This is a genomic window from Phycicoccus sp. HDW14 (assembly GCF_011383005.1).
Classification (GTDB): Bacteria; Actinomycetota; Actinomycetes; order Actinomycetales; family Dermatophilaceae; genus Phycicoccus.
In genome coordinates, this window is sequence record NZ_CP049935.1 from 3,169,662 (window position 1) to 3,189,765 (window position 20,104).

Annotated in this window: 19 protein-coding genes and 2 pseudogenes; 4 read left to right on the forward strand and 17 right to left on the reverse strand. The window is 74.4% G+C overall.

The window, feature by feature from the left end:
- Position 1: 1 nt before the first annotated feature.
- A complete protein-coding gene (locus tag G7075_RS15630; RefSeq protein WP_371814092.1) occupies positions 2-2,335 on the forward strand; it encodes a heavy metal translocating P-type ATPase in 2,334 nt (777 codons plus the stop codon).
- Between the two features lie 65 nt (positions 2,336-2,400).
- Here the strand turns inward: G7075_RS15630 and G7075_RS15635 are convergent, their stop codons facing one another.
- Both G7075_RS15635 and G7075_RS15640 read right to left on the reverse strand, forming a co-directional pair.
- A complete protein-coding gene (locus G7075_RS15635) occupies positions 2,401-3,036 on the reverse strand; it encodes a VOC family protein (RefSeq protein ID WP_166123208.1) in 636 nt (211 codons plus the stop codon).
- Positions 3,037-3,124: 88 nt separating this feature from the next.
- Positions 3,125-3,928: an RNA methyltransferase gene (locus G7075_RS15640; RefSeq protein ID WP_166123210.1), complete on the reverse strand. Its 804-nt coding sequence runs from the start codon at positions 3,926-3,928 to the stop codon at positions 3,125-3,127.
- Positions 3,929-4,040: 112 nt separating this feature from the next.
- On the opposite strand from G7075_RS15640, the gene G7075_RS15645 reads away from it, so the two are divergent.
- Complete coding sequence (locus G7075_RS15645) at positions 4,041-4,820, forward strand: phosphatase PAP2 family protein (protein WP_166123212.1); 780 nt, start codon at positions 4,041-4,043, stop codon at positions 4,818-4,820.
- Complete coding sequence (locus G7075_RS15650; protein ID WP_166123214.1) at positions 4,820-5,521, forward strand: phosphatase PAP2 family protein; 702 nt, start codon at positions 4,820-4,822, stop codon at positions 5,519-5,521. Before G7075_RS15645 ends, G7075_RS15650 begins: the two co-directional genes overlap by 1 nt.
- Here G7075_RS15650 and G7075_RS15655 read toward each other — a convergent pair.
- The 12 genes and pseudogenes from G7075_RS15655 to G7075_RS15705 form a co-directional block, all read right to left on the reverse strand.
- Positions 5,506-6,297 (reverse strand): DUF1206 domain-containing protein, encoded by a 792-nt coding sequence (locus G7075_RS15655; protein WP_166123216.1) that lies wholly within the window; start codon positions 6,295-6,297, stop codon positions 5,506-5,508. The two genes, G7075_RS15650 and G7075_RS15655, sit on opposite strands and share 16 nt — an antisense overlap.
- A gap of 55 nt (positions 6,298-6,352) precedes the next feature.
- The gene (locus G7075_RS15660) at positions 6,353-7,147 is read right to left on the reverse strand and encodes an HAD family hydrolase (protein ID WP_166123218.1); all 795 of its coding nucleotides are present in this window, start codon (positions 7,145-7,147) and stop codon (positions 6,353-6,355) included.
- Positions 7,148-7,191: 44 nt separating this feature from the next.
- Entirely contained in the window at positions 7,192-8,064 is an 873-nt protein-coding gene (locus G7075_RS15665) for a siderophore-interacting protein (protein WP_166123220.1), read from the reverse strand.
- Positions 8,061-8,930 carry an ABC transporter ATP-binding protein gene (locus tag G7075_RS15670; protein WP_166123222.1) on the reverse strand — a complete coding sequence of 290 codons (870 nt, stop codon included), beginning with the start codon at positions 8,928-8,930 and terminating at the stop codon, positions 8,061-8,063. The genes G7075_RS15665 and G7075_RS15670 overlap by 4 nt, the downstream gene beginning before the upstream one ends.
- Positions 8,927-9,997, reverse strand: a complete 1,071-nt coding sequence (locus G7075_RS15675) for an iron chelate uptake ABC transporter family permease subunit (protein ID WP_166123224.1) — start codon at positions 9,995-9,997, stop codon at positions 8,927-8,929. Before G7075_RS15675 ends, G7075_RS15670 begins: the two co-directional genes overlap by 4 nt.
- Positions 9,997-11,045 (reverse strand): annotated as a pseudogene (locus G7075_RS23025) (FecCD family ABC transporter permease). The gene G7075_RS15675 and the pseudogene G7075_RS23025 overlap by 1 nt, the downstream one beginning before the upstream one ends.
- Complete coding sequence (locus G7075_RS15685; protein WP_166123226.1) at positions 11,042-12,094, reverse strand: iron-siderophore ABC transporter substrate-binding protein; 1,053 nt, start codon at positions 12,092-12,094, stop codon at positions 11,042-11,044. Before G7075_RS15685 ends, G7075_RS23025 begins: the two are co-directional and overlap by 4 nt.
- 172 nt (positions 12,095-12,266) lie before the next feature.
- Positions 12,267-13,514, reverse strand: a complete 1,248-nt coding sequence (locus G7075_RS15690; RefSeq protein WP_166123228.1) for an ABC transporter permease — start codon at positions 13,512-13,514, stop codon at positions 12,267-12,269.
- On the reverse strand, positions 13,514-14,395 hold the full coding sequence (locus G7075_RS15695; protein ID WP_166123230.1) for an ABC transporter ATP-binding protein: 882 nt from the start codon (positions 14,393-14,395) through the stop codon (positions 13,514-13,516). Before G7075_RS15695 ends, G7075_RS15690 begins: the two co-directional genes overlap by 1 nt.
- Positions 14,396-14,447: 52 nt before the next feature.
- Entirely contained in the window at positions 14,448-15,137 is a 690-nt protein-coding gene (locus tag G7075_RS15700; protein WP_256378036.1) for a response regulator transcription factor, read from the reverse strand.
- Positions 15,134-15,502 (reverse strand): ATP-binding protein, encoded by a 369-nt coding sequence (locus G7075_RS21520; RefSeq protein WP_240917669.1) that lies wholly within the window; start codon positions 15,500-15,502, stop codon positions 15,134-15,136. Before G7075_RS21520 ends, G7075_RS15700 begins: the two co-directional genes overlap by 4 nt.
- The gene (locus tag G7075_RS15705) at positions 15,487-16,617 is read right to left on the reverse strand and encodes a sensor histidine kinase (protein WP_240917670.1); all 1,131 of its coding nucleotides are present in this window, start codon (positions 16,615-16,617) and stop codon (positions 15,487-15,489) included. The genes G7075_RS21520 and G7075_RS15705 overlap by 16 nt, the downstream gene beginning before the upstream one ends.
- A gap of 208 nt (positions 16,618-16,825) precedes the next feature.
- Here G7075_RS15705 and G7075_RS15710 point away from each other — a divergent pair, with 208 nt between their 5' ends.
- Entirely contained in the window at positions 16,826-17,347 is a 522-nt protein-coding gene (locus G7075_RS15710; RefSeq protein WP_166123232.1) for a GrpB family protein, read from the forward strand.
- Between the two features lie 66 nt (positions 17,348-17,413).
- On the opposite strand, the pseudogene serS reads toward G7075_RS15710, so the two are convergent.
- The 3 genes and pseudogenes from serS to G7075_RS15725 form a co-directional block, all read right to left on the reverse strand.
- Positions 17,414-18,681 (reverse strand): annotated as a pseudogene (gene serS / locus G7075_RS15715) (serine--tRNA ligase).
- Positions 18,682-18,733: 52 nt separating this feature from the next.
- Entirely contained in the window at positions 18,734-19,369 is a 636-nt protein-coding gene (locus G7075_RS15720) for a LysE family translocator (RefSeq protein ID WP_166123236.1), read from the reverse strand.
- A 67-nt stretch (positions 19,370-19,436) separates the two neighbouring features.
- On the reverse strand, positions 19,437-20,099 hold the full coding sequence (locus tag G7075_RS15725) for an HAD family hydrolase (protein WP_166123238.1): 663 nt from the start codon (positions 20,097-20,099) through the stop codon (positions 19,437-19,439).
- Between the last annotated feature and the right edge of the window lie 5 nt (positions 20,100-20,104).

Below are 20,104 nucleotides of genomic sequence, written 5' to 3' on the forward strand. Positions count from 1 at the left end.
CGTGACCCAGACCGCCGACCGACCCGCCGACGAGGTCCACGAGGTCGACCTCGCGATCACCGGGATGACCTGCGCCTCGTGCTCGGCGCGCATCGAGAAGAAGCTCGGGCGGCTCGAGGGCGTCGACGCCGTCGTCAACCTCGCCACCGAGAAGGCCCGCGTCACGTGGAGCGGCCCGCTGACCGTCGAGGACATCATCGCCACCGTGCAGCGCACCGGCTACGGCGCGGAGCCCCTCACGAGCACCGCCCCGCAGCGTCCGCGGGTCGACGAGAGCGTCACGACGCAGACCGCCGACCGTGCCGGACCTGACGGCACCGCCCCCTCCTCGACGGCCGCGGGGGCCCCGGATGCCGCCGAGCGGGTGGCCGCGCCGGTCGCCGCCCACCAGGTGACGCGCCAGGACGACCTGCGGCGCCGCGCGCTCGTGGCCGCCGTCCTCACCGTCCCCGTCGTCGCGCTGGCGATGGTCCCCTCGCTCGACGTCCCGGCCGAGCCGTGGGTCCAGCTCGCCCTGGCCACCCCGGTCGTGGTCTGGGCCGGCTGGCCGTTCCACCGCAGCGCGGCACTCAACGCCCGGCACGGCGCGTCGACGATGGACACCCTCGTCTCGCTCGGTGTGCTCGCGGCCTACCTCTCCTCGCTCGTCGTCGTCCTCACCGGCCGGGCGGGCGGCGGCATGGCGGGCGGCACGTCGCACCTGTGGTTCGAGACCGCCACCGTCGTCACGACCTTCCTGCTCACCGGGCGCTGGATGGAGGCCCGGGCCACCGACCGCACCCGCGACTCGCTGCGCGGCCTGCTCGACCTCGCCGCCAAGGACGTCGCCGTGCTGCGCACCGACGCGACGAGCGGCGCCACCGTCGAGCAGCGCGTCCCGGTCGAGCAGCTCGCCGTCGGCGACCGCTTCGTCGTCCGCCCCGGTGAGAAGGTCGCCACCGACGGCACCGTCCGCGACGGACGCAGCGCTCTCGACGCCTCGCTCGTCACCGGTGAGTCCCAGCCGGTCGAGGTCGCGCCCGGCAGCGAGGTCACGGGCGGCACGGTCAACACCACCGGGCGGCTCGTCGTCGAGGCCACCCGGGTCGGCGCCGAGACCACGCTGGCCGGCATCGCCCGGCTCGTCGAGCGGGCCCAGACCTCCAAGGCCCCGGTGCAGCGGCTCGCCGACCGCGTCTCGGCCGTCTTCGTCCCCGTCGTCCTCGGCCTCGCGCTCCTCACCCTCGCCGGCTGGTGGGTCGGCACCGGGGACGCCGGGCGAGCCCTCGAGGTCGCGGTCTCCGTGCTCGTCATCGCCTGCCCGTGCGCGCTCGGCCTCGCCACCCCGACGGCCCTGCTCGTCGGCACCGGCCGCGGCGCGCGGCTCGGCATCCTCATCAAGGGCGCCGACGTCCTCGAGGACACCCGCCGCATCGACACCGTCGTCCTCGACAAGACCGGCACGGTGACGACCGGCGAGATGACCCTCGTCGAGGTGACCACCCACGGCCGGCTGCCGAAGGACCAGGCCCTCCGCGCGGCGGCTGCGGTCGAGGCCGGCAGCGAGCACCCGGTCGCGAAGGCCGTTCTCGCAGCAGCCCGTTCGCGGGCGCTCGACGTGCCGGCCATCACCGACTTCGAGGCCCTGCCCGGCTCGGGCGCCGTCGCCTCCATCAAGGGCGCCCGGGTCACCGTGGGCCGTGCCGACCTCTTCGACACCGTCCCGGCCGACATCGCGACGCCGTCGAGCGAGGGCACCACCGTCTGGGTCGGCTGGGACGGCACCGCCCGCGCCTCGCTCACCGTCGCCGACACCGTGCGCCGCAGCTCGGGCCGCGCGGTGCGCGCCCTCGACGACACCGGCCTGGTCTGCTACCTGCTGACCGGCGACCACGACCGGGCCGCCCTCACGGTGGCCCGCGACGTCGGCATCCCCGTCGGCCGGGTCGTCGCCGACGTCCGCCCCGAGGACAAGCACGCGATGGTCGCCGACCTCCAGCGCCGCGGCCGGGTCGTGGCCATGGTCGGCGACGGGGTCAACGACGCGGCCGCCCTGGCCCAGGCCGACCTCGGCATCGCGATGGGCAGCGGCACCGACGTCGCGGCCGACGCGGCCGACATCGTCCTGCTCCGCTCGGAGCTGCCGGCGGTCGCCGACGCCATCGACCTGTCCCGGGCCACGCTGCGCACCATCCGGCAGAACCTCGTCTGGGCGTTCGGCTACAACGTCGCCGCCATCCCGCTGGCCGTGGCCGGGGTGCTCGACCCGATGGTGGCGGGGGCGGCGATGGCCCTCTCGAGCGTCCTCGTCGTCACCAACAGCCTGCGCCTGCGCCGCTGGACCCCGCGCAGCTGACCCGGCACGACGACGAGGGCCCCCACCGCGTGCGGTGGGGCCCTCGGTGTCGTCGCGCGGAGAGGTCAGATGGTGACCTCGCCCTGGGGCGTCTCGAAGGTGACGGCCATGAGGCCGGGCGTCCCGTGCGGGGAGACGAACGAGAACTCGATGACCGAGGAGGTGTAGTCGGCGGGAAGGCCGAGCCAGTCGCGGACCCGGTCGGGGTCGCCGGCGATGGTCAGCGACTCGATGGTCACCTCGGTGTCGGCGTCCTCGGAGGGGTGCGGGGTCCCCTCCTCCCAGCAGATGAAGAACGGCAGCTGCGGGTCGGCCTGCAGGCCCTTGACCCCGAGCTGCTGCCAGCGCAGCTCGACGCCGTCGGGACGGTGCCGGTTGCCCGTGACCGCCTCGCGGCCGAGGCGCTTCTCCTGCTCGGCGATGTCGTCGACCTGGACGACCCAGCCGAGCCAGCCCCCACCGGCGGCCGAGCGGGCCCGGACGACCTGCCCGAACGGCGCCTTGTCGCTCGCCGGGTGGTCGAGCACCTCGACGACCTCGACGTAGCGCTCGTGCGCCAGGGGAAGGATGACGTTGCGCGTCCCGAAGCGCGGGTGGACTCCCCCGTCGACCGGCTCGACGCCGATCAGCTTCGCGAGGCGTTCGGCCGTCGCGTGCACGCCATCGTGCTCGGCCGCATAGACGACGTGGTCAACTCGCATGCCGTTCATGGTCCCATAGTGGGAGGGGTGCTCCTGACACGGGTGGGTCGGATGGGGCTCTCCAGCACCACCCGTCACAGCGGCCACCTCAGGACCGCTGGCGGACCGCCTCGTAGAGCACGACCGCCGCGGAGACCCCCGCGTTGAGCGAGTTGACCCGACCGGCCATCGGGATGCGCACCCGCTCGTCGGCGGCCGCGAGCGCGGCGTCGGTGAGCCCGGTCTTCTCGGTGCCGACGGCGATGGCGACCCCGCCCCGCCAGTCGACGGCCGTGTGCAGCACCTCGGTGTCCGGGGTCGTCGCGACGAGCCGCAGCCCCCGGTCGCGCAGCCATCCGAGGACCTCGGGCAGCGGCGCGGCGGCCACCGGCACGGTGAAGACGGTGCCCTTGCTGGCCCGCACGACGTTGGGGTTGCCCCAGTCGGTGGCGGGGTCGGCGGCGACGACGGCCGCGGCGCCCGCGGCATCGGCGCTGCGCAGCACCGACCCGAGGTTGCCCGGCTTCTCGAGGCCCTCCACGACGACGACGAGCGGGTCGGGCGGCAGGGGGAGGTCGGCGAGCGCGACCCCCGCGACCGGGACGACGGCAAGGAAGCCGTCGGGTCCCTCGCGGTAGGCGACCTTCTCAAAGGCGGCGCGCCCGCACCGGATCGTCGTGGCGCTGAGCGCCCGGACCCGCTCGACGAGCCGGCCCTGCGCGGTGGGGTCGAGCATCAGCTCGGGGCAGTGCAGCAGCAGGTCGGGCACCACCCCGGCGTCGACGGCGAGCTCGAGCTCGTCGTAGCCGTCGACGACCGTCATCCCCTCCTCCTCACGGACCCGGCGACGGCGCAGCGCGGCGACCGCCTTGAGGCGGGGGTTGGTCGCGGAGGTGACGTGGAGCTCGGCCATGGCGGGGCCAGCATCCCACGTCGCCCGCGAGCACGGACGGGGCGACCGGGCCTGCGGCGGAACCCTGCACCCACCGCCGTCCGCCACCCCCGCGGTGCGGTAGAAAGGCCGGATGACCAGCACCGACGTGGCCCGTCCTCCGCGGACGCGCACCCGTCGGCTCGGCCGCGCGGCGGTCTACGCGCTCGTGACGGCGGTCGTGCTCTTCGGCGTCGGGTTCCTCGTCCGCAGCAAGTGGGACCCGCTCATCGACCTCGACGACGGCGTCATCACCCGGCTCACCGACATCACCCGCGACCACCCGGCCTTCCGCGACGCCCTCCTCACCTGGCAGGAGGTGACCCGGCCGGTCTACCTCCACGTCGTCGGCACGCTCGTCTGCCTGCTCGTGTGGTGGCGCACCGGGATGCGGACCCGCGCCTGGTGGGCGTTCGCGACGCTCATGCTCTCGTGGTCGGTCGGGCTCGGGGCCAAGTACGTGTTCCAGCGGGCCCGCCCCGTCGTCGAGGACCCCGTGTCGCAGGCGCCCGGGTACTCCTTCCCCTCCGGCCACGCCGTCAACACCGCGGCCTGGGTGACGGTGCTCGTCGTCCTGCTCTGGCCGGTCGTGCGCGCCGGCGCCGCCCGGGCCGCGCTGGTCACGGTCGGCGCCGCCGTCGTCCTTGTCACCGCCTCCGACCGGATGTTCCTCGGCGTGCACTACCCGAGCGACGTCTTCGTCGGCGTCGTCACGGGTACCGGTCTCGTCCTCGCCTCGTACGCCGGCTACGCCGGATGGAACCCCGCCGACCCGGCCCCGGCCGACGACCCCGACGTCCACGAGTCCTCCGACGACCTCGCCGTCGCCGGCGGGCCGGCCGGACCCCACCGCCCCCATCCCGAGGAGTCCTGATGTCCTTCCTGACCCGCTGGGACGACGACCCGTCCCGTCCGGGGGTGCGCGAGGTCCTGCGCGACCTCGCCGTCCGCGCCGTGCTGCCCGGGGTGCTCGTCTTCGCCGTCGTCTGCGCGATCGGCTGGGTCATCATGGAGCCGCTGCGGGGGCTGGAGTCCGAGAACGACGTCAGCCGCTGGTTCCAGGACCGCCGCACGCCCACCGGCGAGACCATCACGAAGTTCATGTCGATGATCGGCAACACCGAGTACGTCATCGCCGTCGGGGTGCTCGTGGCGCTCGTCGTCCTCTGGCGCACGCGGGCCTGGTGGTTCGCGCTCGTGCCGATCCTGGCGATCTCGTTGCAGGCCACCATCTTCGTCATCGCCGCGTACGTCGTCGGGCGTCCCCGGCCGACGGTCGAGCGGCTCGACCCGACCCCGCCGACCTCGAGCTACCCCAGCGGCCACGTCGGCGCCTCGACCGCGCTCTACGTCTCGTTCGTGCTCATGGCCACCCGGCTGCCCAACCCCGTCGTGCGCCGGGTCGTCATCACGCTCTGCGTCGTGGCGCCGCTGCTCGTGACGTTCGCCCGGCTCTACCGGGGCGCCCACCACGTCACCGACGTGCTCGTCGGGCTGGCCAACGGCATCGTCTGCGCCCTGCTGGCCTGGGGCTACCTGCGCCGCGACCCGGCGAAGGGTCAGAGCCGCGCGTAGCGGGCGCGCGCGAAGGAGTAGACGCCGTACGCGGCGATGCCCAGCGCGACGAGGGTGAGGAGCACCGGCCCGAAGCTGGCCTCCTTGAGGGTCTTGAGGGCCCCGTCGAGGCCCTGCGCCTTGTCGGCGTCGTGCTGGACGGCGGCGATGACGAAGAAGACGCCGACGACGGCCAGCGCGACCCCCTTGGCGACGTAGCCGGCACGGCCGGCCTGCACCGCCCAGCTGCCCGGGTGGCCGACGAGGTCCTCGAGGAACTTCTCCTTCCAGCCCTTGTAGACGTGGTAGCCCGCGATGCCGAGGACGACGAGCCCGAGGGCGCCGACGAGCACCTGCCCGGCGGGGCTGCCCATCAGGGTGGCCGTGAAGTCCTCGGTCTGCTTCTCGCTCGACCCGCCGCCGCCGAGGGCGACGACCTTGAAGGCCGTCCACGCGAAGAACGCGTACATGACGCCCTTGGCGGCGAGCTTGCCGCGGTCCGAGGCCTCCCCGTGGCTGATCGCGGCCTCGGTGAGGTTCCAGACGGCGAGCAGCGCGAACCCGACGACGGCGACCCAGAGCAGGGCCTTGCCCGTCCCGGAGGTCGAGAGGGTGCCGAGCGCGCCGGACTGGTCGGCACTCTTCGACCCGCCGCCGATCCCCCACGCCACCTTGACGGCGATCCAGGCGATGAGGAGGTGGAGGAGGCCGACGATGGCGTAGCCCACCCGGGCCCCGGTCTCGACGACCTTGCTCTCGTTGGCGTCCCGGGTCGCGCGGCTCACGTCACTGCTCATGGAGGGTCACCCTGCCACCGGCGGAGCGGCGGCGGTGGGGTCGGTGCCGACGGGTTCAGGTCAGCGAGCGCAGGACCGCGACGAGGCCGTGCTCGTCGACGTGGCCGGTGACCTCGTCGGCGGCGGCCTTCACCTCGTCGGGGGCGTTGTCCATCGCGACCCCGCGCGCGGCCCAACGGAGCATCTCGAGGTCGTTGCGCTGGTCGCCGACGGCGACGGTGTGCTGCGGCTCGACGTCCAACCGCCGCCGGATGCCCTCGAGCGCCGCCGCCTTCGAGACCCCCTCGGGCGTGATGTCGAGCCAGGCGCTCCAGCCGACCGCGTACTCGACGCCGTGCAGCCCGATCTTCTCGGTGCGGGCGTCGAACTCCTCGCTCGTGCTGTCGGGGTCGCGGATGGTCAGGCGGGTCACCGGCTCGGCCATCAGCTCCTCGAAGGAGACGACGCGCGGCTCGCCGTCGAGCTCGCCGTCGGGGAACGGGGCGGAGACCTTGAAGCCGACCCCGAGCTCCTCGACCGCGACGAGGGCGGTCGGGAACTCCTCGCGCAGCACGCGCAGGGCGGGGGCGGGGTCGAAGGTCACGGCCTCGAGCACCTCGTAGCCGTCGGGATGGTCGGGGTCGAGCCCGAGGGTGATGGACCCGTTGGCGCACACGGCGTAGCCGCGCAGCAGGCCCAGGGCCTCGAGCACCGGCAGCGTGCCGATGATGGCGCGGCCGGTGGCGAGGACGACGTGGTGGCCGGCGTCGACGGCGGCGCGCACCGCGAGGCGGACGGGCTCGTGGAGGTGGCCGTCGTGGTCGACGGTCGTGCCGTCGATGTCGAGGCAGATCAGGTGTGGGGTGGTCATCGGGCGCCACGCTACCCACGACGGGTGAACGGACGGTGGACGCCTCACGGGCGCGGGCGGCCGAGCTTCCAGTAGGCGCAGAAGAACACCGACTGCTTGTCGGCGCCGTGCCGGACGAGGACGCGGCGGGCACCGGTCGCGAGATCGGCCTCACCGCAGGCCCAGCCGTAGGCGATCGGTCCGGTCGCGGCGGCCAGCGCGCGGTCGAGCGCCGGGACGACGGCGCTCCCCGGCCGGCCGGTGCGCACGTGGACGCGGGCGTCGCCGAGGTCGTAGGAGTCGAGCACGGCCGGGTCGACGACCTCGACGTGCACCTCGACCCCGTGGTCGGCGGCGTCGGCCGGTCCGCCCCAGGCGTCGAGGATGGCGGCGACCGAGGGGACGGCCGTCTCGTCGGCGACGAGCACCTGACGGCCGCGGGCCTCGAAGCCTCGGTACAGGGCGCCGCTCGTGCGGATGCCGACCGGGTCACCGCGCCGGGCCCGCGTGGCCCAGGCCGACCCGGGTCCGCTGTCGCCGTGCGTGACGACGTCGATGTCGACCCGACCGCGCGCGGGGTCGTGCTCGCGGATCGTGTACCAGCGCAGGGCGGGTCGGTCGGCCTCGGGGAGGGCCGCGACCTCGGCCCGCACGTTCGCCGGCTCGGGGTCGGGCATGACGAGCGGACGGCCGGCGGGAGGCATCAGCAGGCCGACGTACTCGTCCGGTCCCACGGGAACGAACGAGCGCAGCCCCGCTGCCTCGCAGGCGATCCGGCGCATGCCGCCGCCGAGGTCGGTGACGTCGACGACCGTGGCCTCGTACTGCGGGGTCCGTGCGCGCACGAGCGCGGTGCCCGTCGCCGGGTCGGGGCGCAGGGCCGCGCGCAGGTCGACCGGGCGCACCGGGCGCACCGGGCGCACCGGGGCCGCCGTCACGACGTCCTCCGGCGGGGGATGACGACGGGGGCGCCGGTCTCGGGGTCGGAGAGCACGGTGGCCGCCACCCCGAACACCTCCTCGATGACGGCGGGCGTCACGACGTCGGCCGGGCTGCCCTCCGCGACGACCCGGCCGTCGCGCATCGCGACGAGGTGGTCGGCGTAGCGGGCGGCCATCGCGAGGTCGTGCAGCACCATGACGACCGTCGTGCCGTCGTCGTCGCACATCCGCCGGACGAGGTCGAGGACGTCGAGCTGGTGGGCGACGTCGAGGAACGAGGTCGGCTCGTCGAGCAGCAGCACCGGCGTCGCCTGCGCGAGGACCATCGCGAGCCAGACCCGTTGCCGCTGACCGCCGGACAGGCTGTCGACCCCCACGTGCGCGAGGTGGACGAGGTCGGTGCGCTCGAGCGCCGAGGCCACCGCCTCCTCGTCGGTGCGGCTCCAGGTGCGGAAGAGCCCGTGGTGCGGGTGGCGCCCCCGCTCGACGAGCTCGAGGACGCTGACACCCTCCGGGACGATGGGCTGCTGGGGCAGCAGGCCGAGCCGGCGGGCCACCTCGCGGGTGGGCAGGCTCCCGATCTCGTCGCCGTCGAGGAGCACCGACCCGCCGCGCGGCCGCAGCAGCCGGCCGAGGCCGCGCAGGAGGGTCGACTTGCCGCAGCCGTTGGGTCCGACGACGGCCGTCGTGCGGCCCGTGGGCACCTCGAGGGTGACGCCGTCGACGACGACGCGGTCGTCGTAGCCGAGGCTGAGGTCGCGGGTGCGCAGCCGGGAGCCGGCCGCGGACTCGGGCGCATCGTGAGGGGCGGCGTACGGCGTGGTCAGCGGTGCGGTCGCCGCGGGCGTCTCGGTCACGGTCATCGGCCCTCCTGGGTCGTGGGTCGGGAGCGGAGCATCCAGAGCAGGACGGGGGCACCGAGCAGGCCGGTGACCAGACCGACGGGCAGCGCGGTGCCCGGGATCGCGTACGCGGCGAGGTAGTCGGCGCCCACGACCACCACCGCCCCCACGAGCGCCGCGACGCCGACCGACGGCCGGCCGGGCACGAGGCGGCGGGCGATGGGTCCACTGAGGAACCCGACGAACGCGACCGGTCCGACGACGGCCGTGGCGGCGGCGACGAGCGCCACGACGACGACGGTGACGCCGACCCGCAGCCGGGTGACGCGCACCCCGAGCGCGGCGGCGAGGTCGTCGCCGAGCCCGAGCACCGGCAGCCGGCCGGCGAGCACGAGGGCCGCCGGCAGGAGCACCGCATCGAGCACGAGGAGGCGCACGATGTCGGTCCAGGTGACGGTGTTCAGGCTGCCGCTCAACCAGACGAGGGCGTCCTGGGCCTGGTAGATGCTGGCCCGGACGAGGAGCCAGTGCACGAGCGCCGAGAGCCCGGCCGCGAGCGCCACACCGACGAGCACCATCCGGCCGGTCGCCCCTCCGCGACCTCCGGCCTGGCTGAGGATGACGAGCGCCGCGAGCACCGACCCCGCGAGGGCGGCGAGGGTGACGGGCGTGCCGCGCACCCCGAAGGCGACGACCGCCAGCACCGCGGCCGCGCTCGCGCCCAGGGTGATGCCGAGGACGTCGGGGCTGGCGAGCGGGTTGCGCAGCATCACCTGGAAGGCGGCACCGGCGGCCCCGAACGCCGCGCCGGCGAGGACGGCGACGAGGGCCCGCGGCAGGGTCGACTCCATGAGGACGAAGCTCGCGCCCGGCACCGGCTCTCCGCCGATGATGCGGACGGCGTCGACGAACGAGACCCGGTAGTCCCCGAGGAGCGCCCGCACGAGCACGAGCGCGACGACCAGCAGCACGAGCACGGCGACGACCACGGCCCGACGGCGGCGGGGCCCACGCCGGGCCCGGGTCAGGGCGTCGACCGTCGGGGTGTCCCGCTCCGTGGGGGTGCGGGGTGGTGCGGCGACGGACATCAGACCCCCCTGACCCGACGGACGACGAGCACGAGCACGGGGGCGCCGACGACCGCGCAGACGATGCCGACCTGCACCTCCGACGGGGGCGCGACGAGCCGGCCGAGCACGTCGGCGAGGACGACGAAGGCCGGCCCGAGCAGCGCGGACACGAGCAGGACGCGCCGGTGGTCGACGCCGACGAGGACGCGGACGACGTGCGGCACGACGAGCCCGACGAACGCGATCGGCCCGGCGAGCGCCGTGGCGGTGGCGGCGAGGAGGACCGCGCCCGCGGCGGCCAGCCCCCGGTGGAGGACGACGTTCTGCCCAGGCCGCGGGCGAGGTCGTCACCGAGGGCGACGGCGTTGAGGGTGGGCCCCGCGGTGAGGGCCAGGGCGGCCCCGACGAGCAGCACCGGCAGGACGTCGAGCACCTGCCCGGCGTCACGCCCGGCGACCGAGCCGACCTGCCAGAAGCGGAAGCTGTCGAGCGAGCCCCGGTCGGTGACGAGCACCGCACCGATGAGGCTCTGCGCCAGCGCCATGACGGCGGCGCCGGCAAGGGCCATCGACACCGGCGCGCTGGCCCGCGGGGCCATCAGGGTCAGGGACTGGACGAGGACGGCGACGACGAGGGTGCCGACGATGGCCGCCACGACGTACCCGCCGACGCCGTCGAGCCCGAGGAAGCGGATGCCGAGGACGACCGCCAGGGCCGCGCCGGAGTTGAGCCCGAGGATGCCCGGCTCGGCGATCGGGTTGCGGCTCAGGCCCTGCAGCACGACGCCCGACAGGGCCACGGCCGCGCCGACGACCAGCCCGATGACCGTGCGGTCGATGCGCGCGGAGACGATCGCGGCGGTGCCGGTGTCGGTGCCCGAGCCGGTCAGTGCGTCGAGGACGGCGCCCGGGGCGAGGTGCTGGACGCCGAGCAGGAGCGAGGCGACGACGGCCACGAGGACGGTCGCCACCGCTCCGGCCAGCGCCCACGGCAGGGTCACGCGGGCCGACCCGACCCGGGGCCCGGTGGCCTGGGGTCGGGTCGGCGGCGCGACCGTGGTGCTCACGCCGCGGGCTCGCCCTTGACGGCGGAGACGAGCTTCGGGAGGAAGTCCTCGACGGCCGTCGTCACCGAGAGCGGGCTCGGCAGCGACATCGAGAGGGCGACCTCGTTGTCGGCGCTCGCGACGTAGTGGCCGTCCCTGAGCGCCGGGACCTGCCCGATGAGCGCGTTCTTGCGCAGCTGGTCGGCGCCGGCGCCCTTCTCGGCGTAGAAGACGATGACGTCGGCGGCGAGGGTCGAGGCCTTCTCGGCGGAGAGGTTGGCCGAGAACGCCGACGGGTCCTTGGCGCTCAGCTCGGCGACGGTGGGCGAGTCGACGAACCCGAACTCGCGCAGCATCTGCGGGCGCAGGTCGGCCGTCGTGTAGAGCCCGATCGTCGAGAGGTCCGTGGGGGTGAACCACGCCCAGGCGGCGCTCTTGCCCTTGATCTCTGGGTTCGCGGCGACCGCGTCGGCGATGGTCTTCTCGGTGGCGGCCGTCAGCTGCTGGGCCTCGGCGGGCTTGCCGACCGCCTTCCCGATGGCCTCCACCTGCTCCTGCCAGGGTGTGCCCCACGCCTTCTCGGTCCAGGCCACGGTCGGGGCGATCTTCGACAGCTTGTCGTAGTCCTCCTTGGTGATGCCCGAGCTGAGGCCGAGGATGAGGTCGGGCGTCGTCGCGGCGATGTCGTCGAACGGGATGCCCGCCGAGTCGTCGTAGCGGGTCATCCCCGACGCGTCCGTGCCGAGCTTCGCGACCTGCGTGTCGAACCAGTCGGTCGACCCGGCCTCGTTGCCGCCCCAGGTGATCTTCGGCGCCCCGACCGGCATGATGCCGAGGGCCGCGAGGGTGTCGGCGTCGGCCCATCCGACGGTGGCGACGCGGGTCGGCGCCTTCGTCACCGTCGTCGAGCCGTGGGCGTGCGTGATGGTGACCGGGAAGGCCGCGGCATCGGCCGTGCTGTCGCCGGCGGCCGAGGACGACGTCCCGCCCGACGGGCCCGTCGAACAGGCGGCGAGGACGAGGGCGGCGGCGAGGGGGGCGGCGGCGAGCAGCCGGCGTCGGGACGGCACGATGGGCTCCGTGGGGGTGAGGTGGCACTTACTTAGGCAAGCCTCACCTTATAAGCACCTCCCCGGCGCCCGTCAAGGCACCCCTGCCCATCCCGGCCCAGGACCCCGTCGAGCGAACAGAACACGCCGCATGGCCCGAGGCGCACACGGCGTGTTCTGCTCTCTCGTAGGGTTATTCGGGGGCGGACCAGGCCTGCCGCATCGACAGCTTGCCGCCGGTCTGCAGCAGCGAGCGTCGGTAGAGCCGCTCTGCGACCCGCACGACGAGACCGGCGGTCGCCAGCAGGACGGCCAGCGCGACGACGGCCTCCCACCACTGCGCGGTCCCCTCGAGCAGCCGGGTCGGCATGAGCACCGCCGAGAAGGGCGGCACGTACGACAGGACGACCTTGGCGGCCCCGTCGAGGAACAGCGACCCGAAGAAGACGGCCATGACGAGCATCGTCATCGGCGTCGCCGTGCTCTGCACCTCCTCGGTGCGCGAGGCGAGGGCACCCGCGACGGCCCACAGGGCGGCGAGGGCGACGAACCCCGCGACGAAGAACACGAGGAACCAGACGACCGGGCCGCTGACCGCCGTCACGTACGACGAGTAGGGCGTCAGCGACAGCCCGACCATCCCGACCCCGGCGTAGAGGACCATCTGGGCGATGGCCAGCGCGCTGTTGCCGACGATCTTGCCGACGAGCAGCTGCCGCACCGGGATCGAGGTCGCGATGATCTCGACGATGCGCGACTGCTTCTCCTCGACGACGCTGTTGGCCAGCGTGATCCCGAAGGTCAGCGTCGCGATGTAGAAGAGGAAGGCGAAGGCGAAGGCCACCCCGGAGGCGAGGCCGGCCTTCTCCGCGTCGCCCGTGAGCAGGCTCGTGCGCACCGTCGACCCCGCCTGCAGCTGCTCGGCCGTCGTCCCGAGGTCGGACGCCTGCTGCTCGAGCGCGGCCTGGCGCACCACCTCCTGCGTCACCCGGGTCAGCGAGCTCTCCTCCTTGCTGTCCGTCGTCAGCACCCACGTGCCGCCGTCACGGTGCAGCCAGGCGTCGGCGTCGCCCTCGGTCAGCAGGGCCCGCGCCGCACCGGCGTCGGCGACGTCGTCGACCTCGACGGCCACCGTGTCGTCGACGCCTCGCGCGTCCTTCGCCAGCCGGTCGGCCATCGGGCGGTCGCTCGCGGTCGCGGCGACGGTGTACGTGGAGGTCCGCCCCGAGTCCCAGGCCTGCCAGCCCATGAAGCCGGCGATGAGGACGAGGGTGACGACCGTGCCGATGACGAACGAGCGGTCGGTCAGCTTGACGACGACCTCGCGGCGGGCGACCAGGGCCCACGCCGACCGGGTCCCGGTGCGACCCGGGGCCTCGGCGTCGGTGGACGGGCTGGACGGGCTGGACGGGGTCGGCGGGGTCCGGAGCGTCGTGGTCATCAGGCGGCCACCTCTCGGTAGATGTCGGCCAGGGCGGGTCGGACGGGGGTGAACTCGCGCACGGTGCCGCGCTCGGCGGCCTCGCGCAGGACGGCCTGCTCGGCGCCCTCCTCGAGCACCTCGACGAGGGCGCTCGGGCCGTCGACGTCGACGACGTGGATGCCGCGGACCTCGCGGACCCAGCCGGCGTCGCGGTCGAGGGTCACCCGGAAGCGCACCGGCCCCCGGGAGCGCAGCTCGTCGGCGTCGCCCACCGCCACGACCCTGCCGCGCGACAGGATGACGAGCCGGTCGCAGAGCTTCTCGACGAGGTCGAGCTGGTGGCTCGAGAACAGCACGGGCACACCGGTGCTCGCGTGCTCGCGCAGCAGGTCGGCCATCGAGTCGACGGCGGTGGGGTCGAGGCCGGAGAAGGGCTCGTCGAGCACCAGCGCACTCGGCCGGTGCAGCAGCGCGGCGACGACCTGCACCCGCTGCTGGTTGCCGAGGCTGAGCTCCTGGAGGCGCGCGGTGGCCCGCTCGGCGAGGCCGAAGCGCTCGAGGTGCTCCTCGGCGGCGGCCCGGGCCGCGGCGGCGGTCATCCCCTTGAGCTGGGCCAGGTAGACGAGCTGGTCGATGACCCGCTGCTTCGGGTAGAGGCCGCGTTCCTCGGGCATGTACCCGAAGCCGCGCTGGTCGCGGGGCGTGACGGGGCGGCCGTTCCAGTGCACCGCACCGCCGTCGATGCCGAGCACCCCCATGACCATCCGCATCGTCGTCGTCTTGCCTGCTCCGTTGCCGCCGACGAAGCCGGTGAGCAGTCCGCCGCGCACGTCGAACGAGACGCCGTCGACGGCGGTGACGTCGCCGAAGCGCCGGGTGAGGTCCGTGATCTCCAACATGACCCCGACGCTACGGGCGGGCCCGCACCGCGTGATCCCCCGACGGGCTGAGTCAGTCCTCCGCCGGGGTGATGAGTCCGGCCTGGTGCGCGAGGACGACGGCCTGCACCCGGTCGCGCAGGTGCAGCTTGGCGAGGCAGCTCGAGACGTGGGTCTTCACGGTCGCCTCGCCGAGGAAGAGCTCGCGGGCGACCTCGCCGTTGGACAGGCCGCGCCCGACGAGGACGAGGACCTCCCGCTCCCGGTCGGTGAGCCGCTCGAGCCCGGGCGGTGCGGGGCGCGGCGGTGCCGGCCGCTCCCCCGTCATCCGCTCGATGACCCGCCGGGTCACCTCCGGGGCGAGGATGCCCGAGCCGGTGCCGACGACACGCACCGCCTCGACGAGCTGCTCGGGTTCGGCGTTCTTCAGGAGGAAGCCGCTGGCGCCGGCGTCGAGGGCGTCGAAGAGGTAGTCGTCGCGGTCGAAGGTCGTGAGGATGACGACGCGGCCGAGGTCCTCGGCCACGAGGCGTCGGGTGGCCTCGATGCCGTCGAGCACCGGCATCTGCACGTCCATGAGGACGACGTCGGGGCGTACGTCGCGGGCCACGACGACCGCCTCGGCACCGTTGGCGGCCTCGCCGACGACCTCGAGGTCCTCCTCGACGGAGAGCATCATCCGGAAGCCGGAGCGCACCATCGCGTGGTCGTCGACGAGCAGCACGCGCAGCGGCGTGGCTGCGGCAGAGGCGTTCTCGGTCACCTGGTGACTCCGGTGGCCGCGTCGGTCGGGGCGTCCGCCGCGGTCCCGGCGGTGGTCCCGGAGGCCTCCGGGGGCAGGCCCAGCGGGGAGTCGGGCACGTCGACTGCGGCCTCGCGCCACGGGTAGCGGGCCCGCACGCGGTAGCCGCCGGTGGGGCGGGGCCCGAGCTCGACGGTCCCTCGGTGCGAGGCCGCCCGCTCGCGGATGCCCAGCTGGCCGAGCCCGCTGCCCGAGCTGCCGGGGCGCGGACGGCCGTCGTCGACCACCTCGACCTCGGCGAACCCGGCGACGTCGTCGAGCCGCACGACGACCGAGACGCGCGTGGCCGTCGAGTGCTTCTCGACGTTGGTCAGCGCCTCCTGCACGGTGCGGTGGATGGAGTGCGCGAGCGGCGCTCCGAGCCGCTGGGCGGCGCCCGGTCGGGCCTCGACGAGGTCGTAGGCGACGCGGCGACCCGGTGTGGCACAGGCCTCCACGAGCGCCGGCAGCTCGGCGAGCCCCGGCTGGGGGAGCGCGTGCCGTCGTCGGTGGACCCCGGGCGCTCGACGTCGCGCAGGGTGCCGAGCAGCCCGCGCATCGAGGCCACCGCCTCGCGCGAGGAGCCCTCGATGCCGGCCAGTGCCGCCCGCGAGCCCTCGGGGTCGCGGTCCATGACGCGGCGGGCGGCCGCGGCCTGGATGCCGATGACGGACACGTGGTGGGCGACGACGTCGTGCAGCTCGCGGGCGATGCGCAGCCGCTCCTCGGTGACGGCGCGGGTGCGCAGCTCCTCGGTCTGGCTCGTGATGGTGGCTGCCTGCCGCTCGAGGAGGGCGCGGTCGCGGGCCGAGCGCCACTGCAGCTGGCCGATGACGACGGCGCCGCCGAAGTACACGACGTTGATGACGAGGGTGAGCAGCACGGCGGCGGGGATGGGGGGCAGCGGCCCGTAGCGGTCGCTCGCCGAGGTGCCGTCGACGTAGTCCTGGGCGGCGTTGCCCACGGCGAACTGCAGGGCGATCCAGGCGAACATCACGACGACGATGACCCCGACGACGACGAGCATCCAGCGGCGGTCGCGGGCCCAGGCCACCCCGGACATCAGCGCGACGAAGTAGACGACCTGCATCGTGAACTGGCCCATGACCATCGGCATCGTCACGCCCACGACGACCATGTGCACCGCGGCCAGCGCCGCGACGGTGACCGGCCAGCGTCGCCGGCCGACGAGCAGGGCGGAGCCGGTGAGCACGGCGACCCACTGCACCCACCACGGCGCGTCGGTCTCGCGCAGCACCCCGACGCTGCGGACCAGCTCGAGGGCGACGAGGCCGAAGAGCGCGATGCCCACGGCCCACGCGACGTCGGCCCGGCCGACCGGCGGGCGCGGGCGCTCCCACGGGTCCTCGACGCCGAACCACCGCACGAGGCGGGCGGCCGGACGCGGCGTCGGACGCGCCGGCGAGGGCGCCGGGGACGCGGGGCGCGCGGCGGAGGTCATGGGGACCAGCCTAGGTCGGTGCGGGCGCGGGCGGCCTCCCCCGCGAGGCGGAGGGCGCCTCCGTCCCGCGCCCGAGCGGTGGCTCGGGCCCGGATTCGGGTGCCGGTCGCTAGCGTGACGCCGTGGCCACCGCCGAGCAGATCGCCTCCTTCCCCGACGACACCCCACCCCCGGGGCCTCTCCGTGGCTCGCCGGCGGGCCGTCGCCGATGGTCGCCGTCGTCGACCCGGACCCCGCGTGGTCGACCTGGTCCGAACGGCTCGACGCGCGCGTCCGCGGCGCTCTCGGACCCCGCGTGCTGCAGCTCGACCACATCGGCTCGACGTCGGTCCCGGGCCTGGCGGCCAAGCCGGTCATCGACCTCGACCTCGTCGTCGCGGACCCCGACGACGAGGCCGGCTACGTCCCCGCGCTCGAGGCAGCCGGCTTCGTCCTGTGGGTCCGGGAGCCGTGGTGGGACGGCCACCGCCTGCTCCGGCATAACGACCCGGCGGCCAACCTCCACGTGTTCGGGCCGGACGGCGCCGGTCCGTGGCGCGACCGGGTCTTCCGCGACTGGCTGCGCACGCACGACGACGACCGCGACCGCTACGCCGCGGTCAAGCGCGCGGCGTCCGACGCCGCGGTCGGCGCCGGGGAGCACGCGATGCAGTACAACGCGCGCAAGCAGGAGGTGCTGCGCGACATCGCCCGCAGGGCCTTCGCCGCCGCGGGCCTGCCCGTCGACTGAGCCCGCTTCCCGAGGTCGAGCCTGCTGCAGGGGGCTCGACGGGAGGGAGGCGGCTCGTCCGCTCGGTCAGCGGACGGGCGTCAGGACCTCGAGGCCGACGAGCGGGCGCAGGGCCTCGGGAACGCGCACCGAGCCGTCGGCCTGCTGGTGGTTCTCGAGGATGGCGACGAGCCAGCGCGTCGTGGCCAGCGTGCCGTTGAGGGTGGCGGCGACCTCGTTGCCGGCCTCCCCTTGAAGCGGGTGTTCAGCCGTCGCGCCTGGAAGGTCGTGCAGTTCGAGGTCGAGGTCAGCTCGCGGTGCCTGCCCTGCGAGGGCACCCAGCCCTCGCAGTCGTACTTGCGCGCCGCCGGGCCGCCGAGGTCGCCGGCCGCGGTGTCGATGACCCGGTAGGGCACCTCGACGGCGGCGAGCATCTCCTTCTCGAAGGCCAGCAGGCGCTCGTGCTCGGCCTGCGCGTCCTCGGGGCGGCAGTAGACGAACATCTCGATCTTGTTGAACTGGTGCACGCGGATGATGCCGCGGGTGTCCTTGCCGTACGACCCGGCCTCGCGGCGGTAGCAGGTCGACTGGCCGGCGTAGCGGACCGGGCCGGCCGACAGGTCGACGACCTCGTCGGCGTGGAACCCGGCGAGCGCGACCTCCGAGGTGCCGGTGAGGTAGAGGTCGTCGGCCTCGAGCCGGTAGACCTCGTCGGCGTGGTGGTCGAGGAAGCCGGCGCCGGCCATCACCTCGGGCTTGACGAGCGTGGGCGTGATGAGCGGGACGAAGTCGAGGGCGATGGCGCGCTGCATCGCGTACCCGAGCAGGGCCATCTCGAGGCGCGCCCCGACGCCCTTGAGGAAGTAGAACCGCGAGCCCGAGACCTTGGCGCCGCGCTCCATGTCGACGGCGTCGAGGCCCTCCATCAGCGCCAGGTGGTCCTTCGGCTCGAACCCCTCGGCGGCGAAGTCGCGGGGCGTGCCGACCTCCTCGAGCACGACGTAGTCGTCCTCGCCACCGGCCGGCACCTCGGGCTCGACGACGTTGCCGATGGTGCGCATCAGGGTGTCGAGCTCGACCTGCGCCTCGTCGGCGGTGGCCGAGAGCGACTTGACTTCTGCCGCAACCTCCTTGGTGCGAGCGAGGAGGGCCTGCTTCTCGTCGCCCTGGGCCTTGGCGACCTCCTTGCCCATCGACTTCTGCTCGGCCCGCAGCCGCTCGAAGGCGGTGAGGGAGGAACGGCGGCGCTCGTCGGCGGCGAGCACGGCGTCGACGACCCCGTCGTCCTCACCGCGGGCGCGCTGGCTGGCGCGCACCGTGTCGGGGTCCTCCCGGAGCAGCCTGATGTCGATCACGCGGGGAGTCTATCGACGCGCCCCTGCCGGTCTCGCGCGCATTCCCGGCCGGTCAGTCGGGGCGGCCGGTGACGAGCAGGCCGGCGCCGAGGCCGACCATCATCAGCCCGCCGGTGCCGCCGACCCGCTCCATCCGGCGGGGCGAGGAGGCGAACCACTCCCGGAAGCGCGCCGCCGCGAGTGCGACCGACCCGTCCATCGCGAGGGCGACGACGGCGAAGACCGCGCCGAGCACGAGCAGCTGGGCCGCGACCGGTCGCGAGGTGTCGACGAACTGCGGCAGCAGGGCCATGAAGAAGACGAGCGACTTCGGGTTCGTCACCCCGACGACGTAGCCGGCGCGCACCGCGTGCGAGGCCGGGGCCGCGGGCAGCCCGTGGGCGAGCGACTCGGCGAAGTCCTTGCGGTGCCGGATGGACTGCACCCCGAGCCAGACGAGGTAGCCCGCACCGAGCAGCTTGAGCGCGGTGTACACCGCGGCACTCGAGGCGACGAGCGGCCCGAGCCCGACGGCGATCGCGACGATCTGGGTGAGGATGCCGCCGGCGTTGCCGAGCACCGTGAGCAGCGCGGCCCGCCGACCGGCCGAGAGCGCCCGGCCGATGGTGAACAGCACGGACGGCCCGGGGATCGCGACGATGACGACAGAGGCCAGCGCGAAGGCGAGGACGCTCGAGAGGGACGGCACGCCGCCAGTGTCCGGCACCCGGGCGCCCTCGCGCATCCCTGTTCCGCGGGGGACGGCGGCACCGACCTCAGCGGCTCGCGCGGGCCAGCGGCGTGCCGTCGAGGGCGGACCGGAAGGCCACGAGCGAGTCGAACACCTGCAGCACGCCGGCCTCCTGCAGCTCACCGACCGAGAAGCCGCCCGTGCGCACGCCGAGGGTGGGGATGCCGAGCCGGGCCGCGGCCTGCGCGTCGTACACCGAGTCACCCACCATGATCCCGCTGGCCCCCTCGACCTTGGCCACCGCCGTCGAGACGATGTCGGGCTCGGGCTTGCTGTGCTCCACGTCGTCCGAGGTGGTCCAGGCGTCGGCGAGGGACTTCCCGTCGACGAGGTCGAGGAAGGTCTCGACGTGCTCGCGCTTGCCCGAGCTGGCGAGGACGAGCCGGAAGCCACGCTCCTTCACCTCGACGAGGAGCTCGTGCGCTCCCTCGAAGGGCCGGACCTCGCCGATCAGCTCGTCGAACTCCTCCGACCACGCCGCCCGCAGGTCGTCGCCGTGGGCCTCCTCGACCTCCCGGCCGCAGACCGCGGCCACGAACTGGTCGCCGCCCATCCCGATGCCCCGGTGGAGGCGCCACACCGGTCGGGTGATGTCGAACCGGCGCAGGGCCCGGAACCACGCGAGGGCGTGCTGGTAGTTGGTGTCGACGAGGGTGCCGTCGACGTCGAAGATCGCCGTGTCCGCCATGCCCC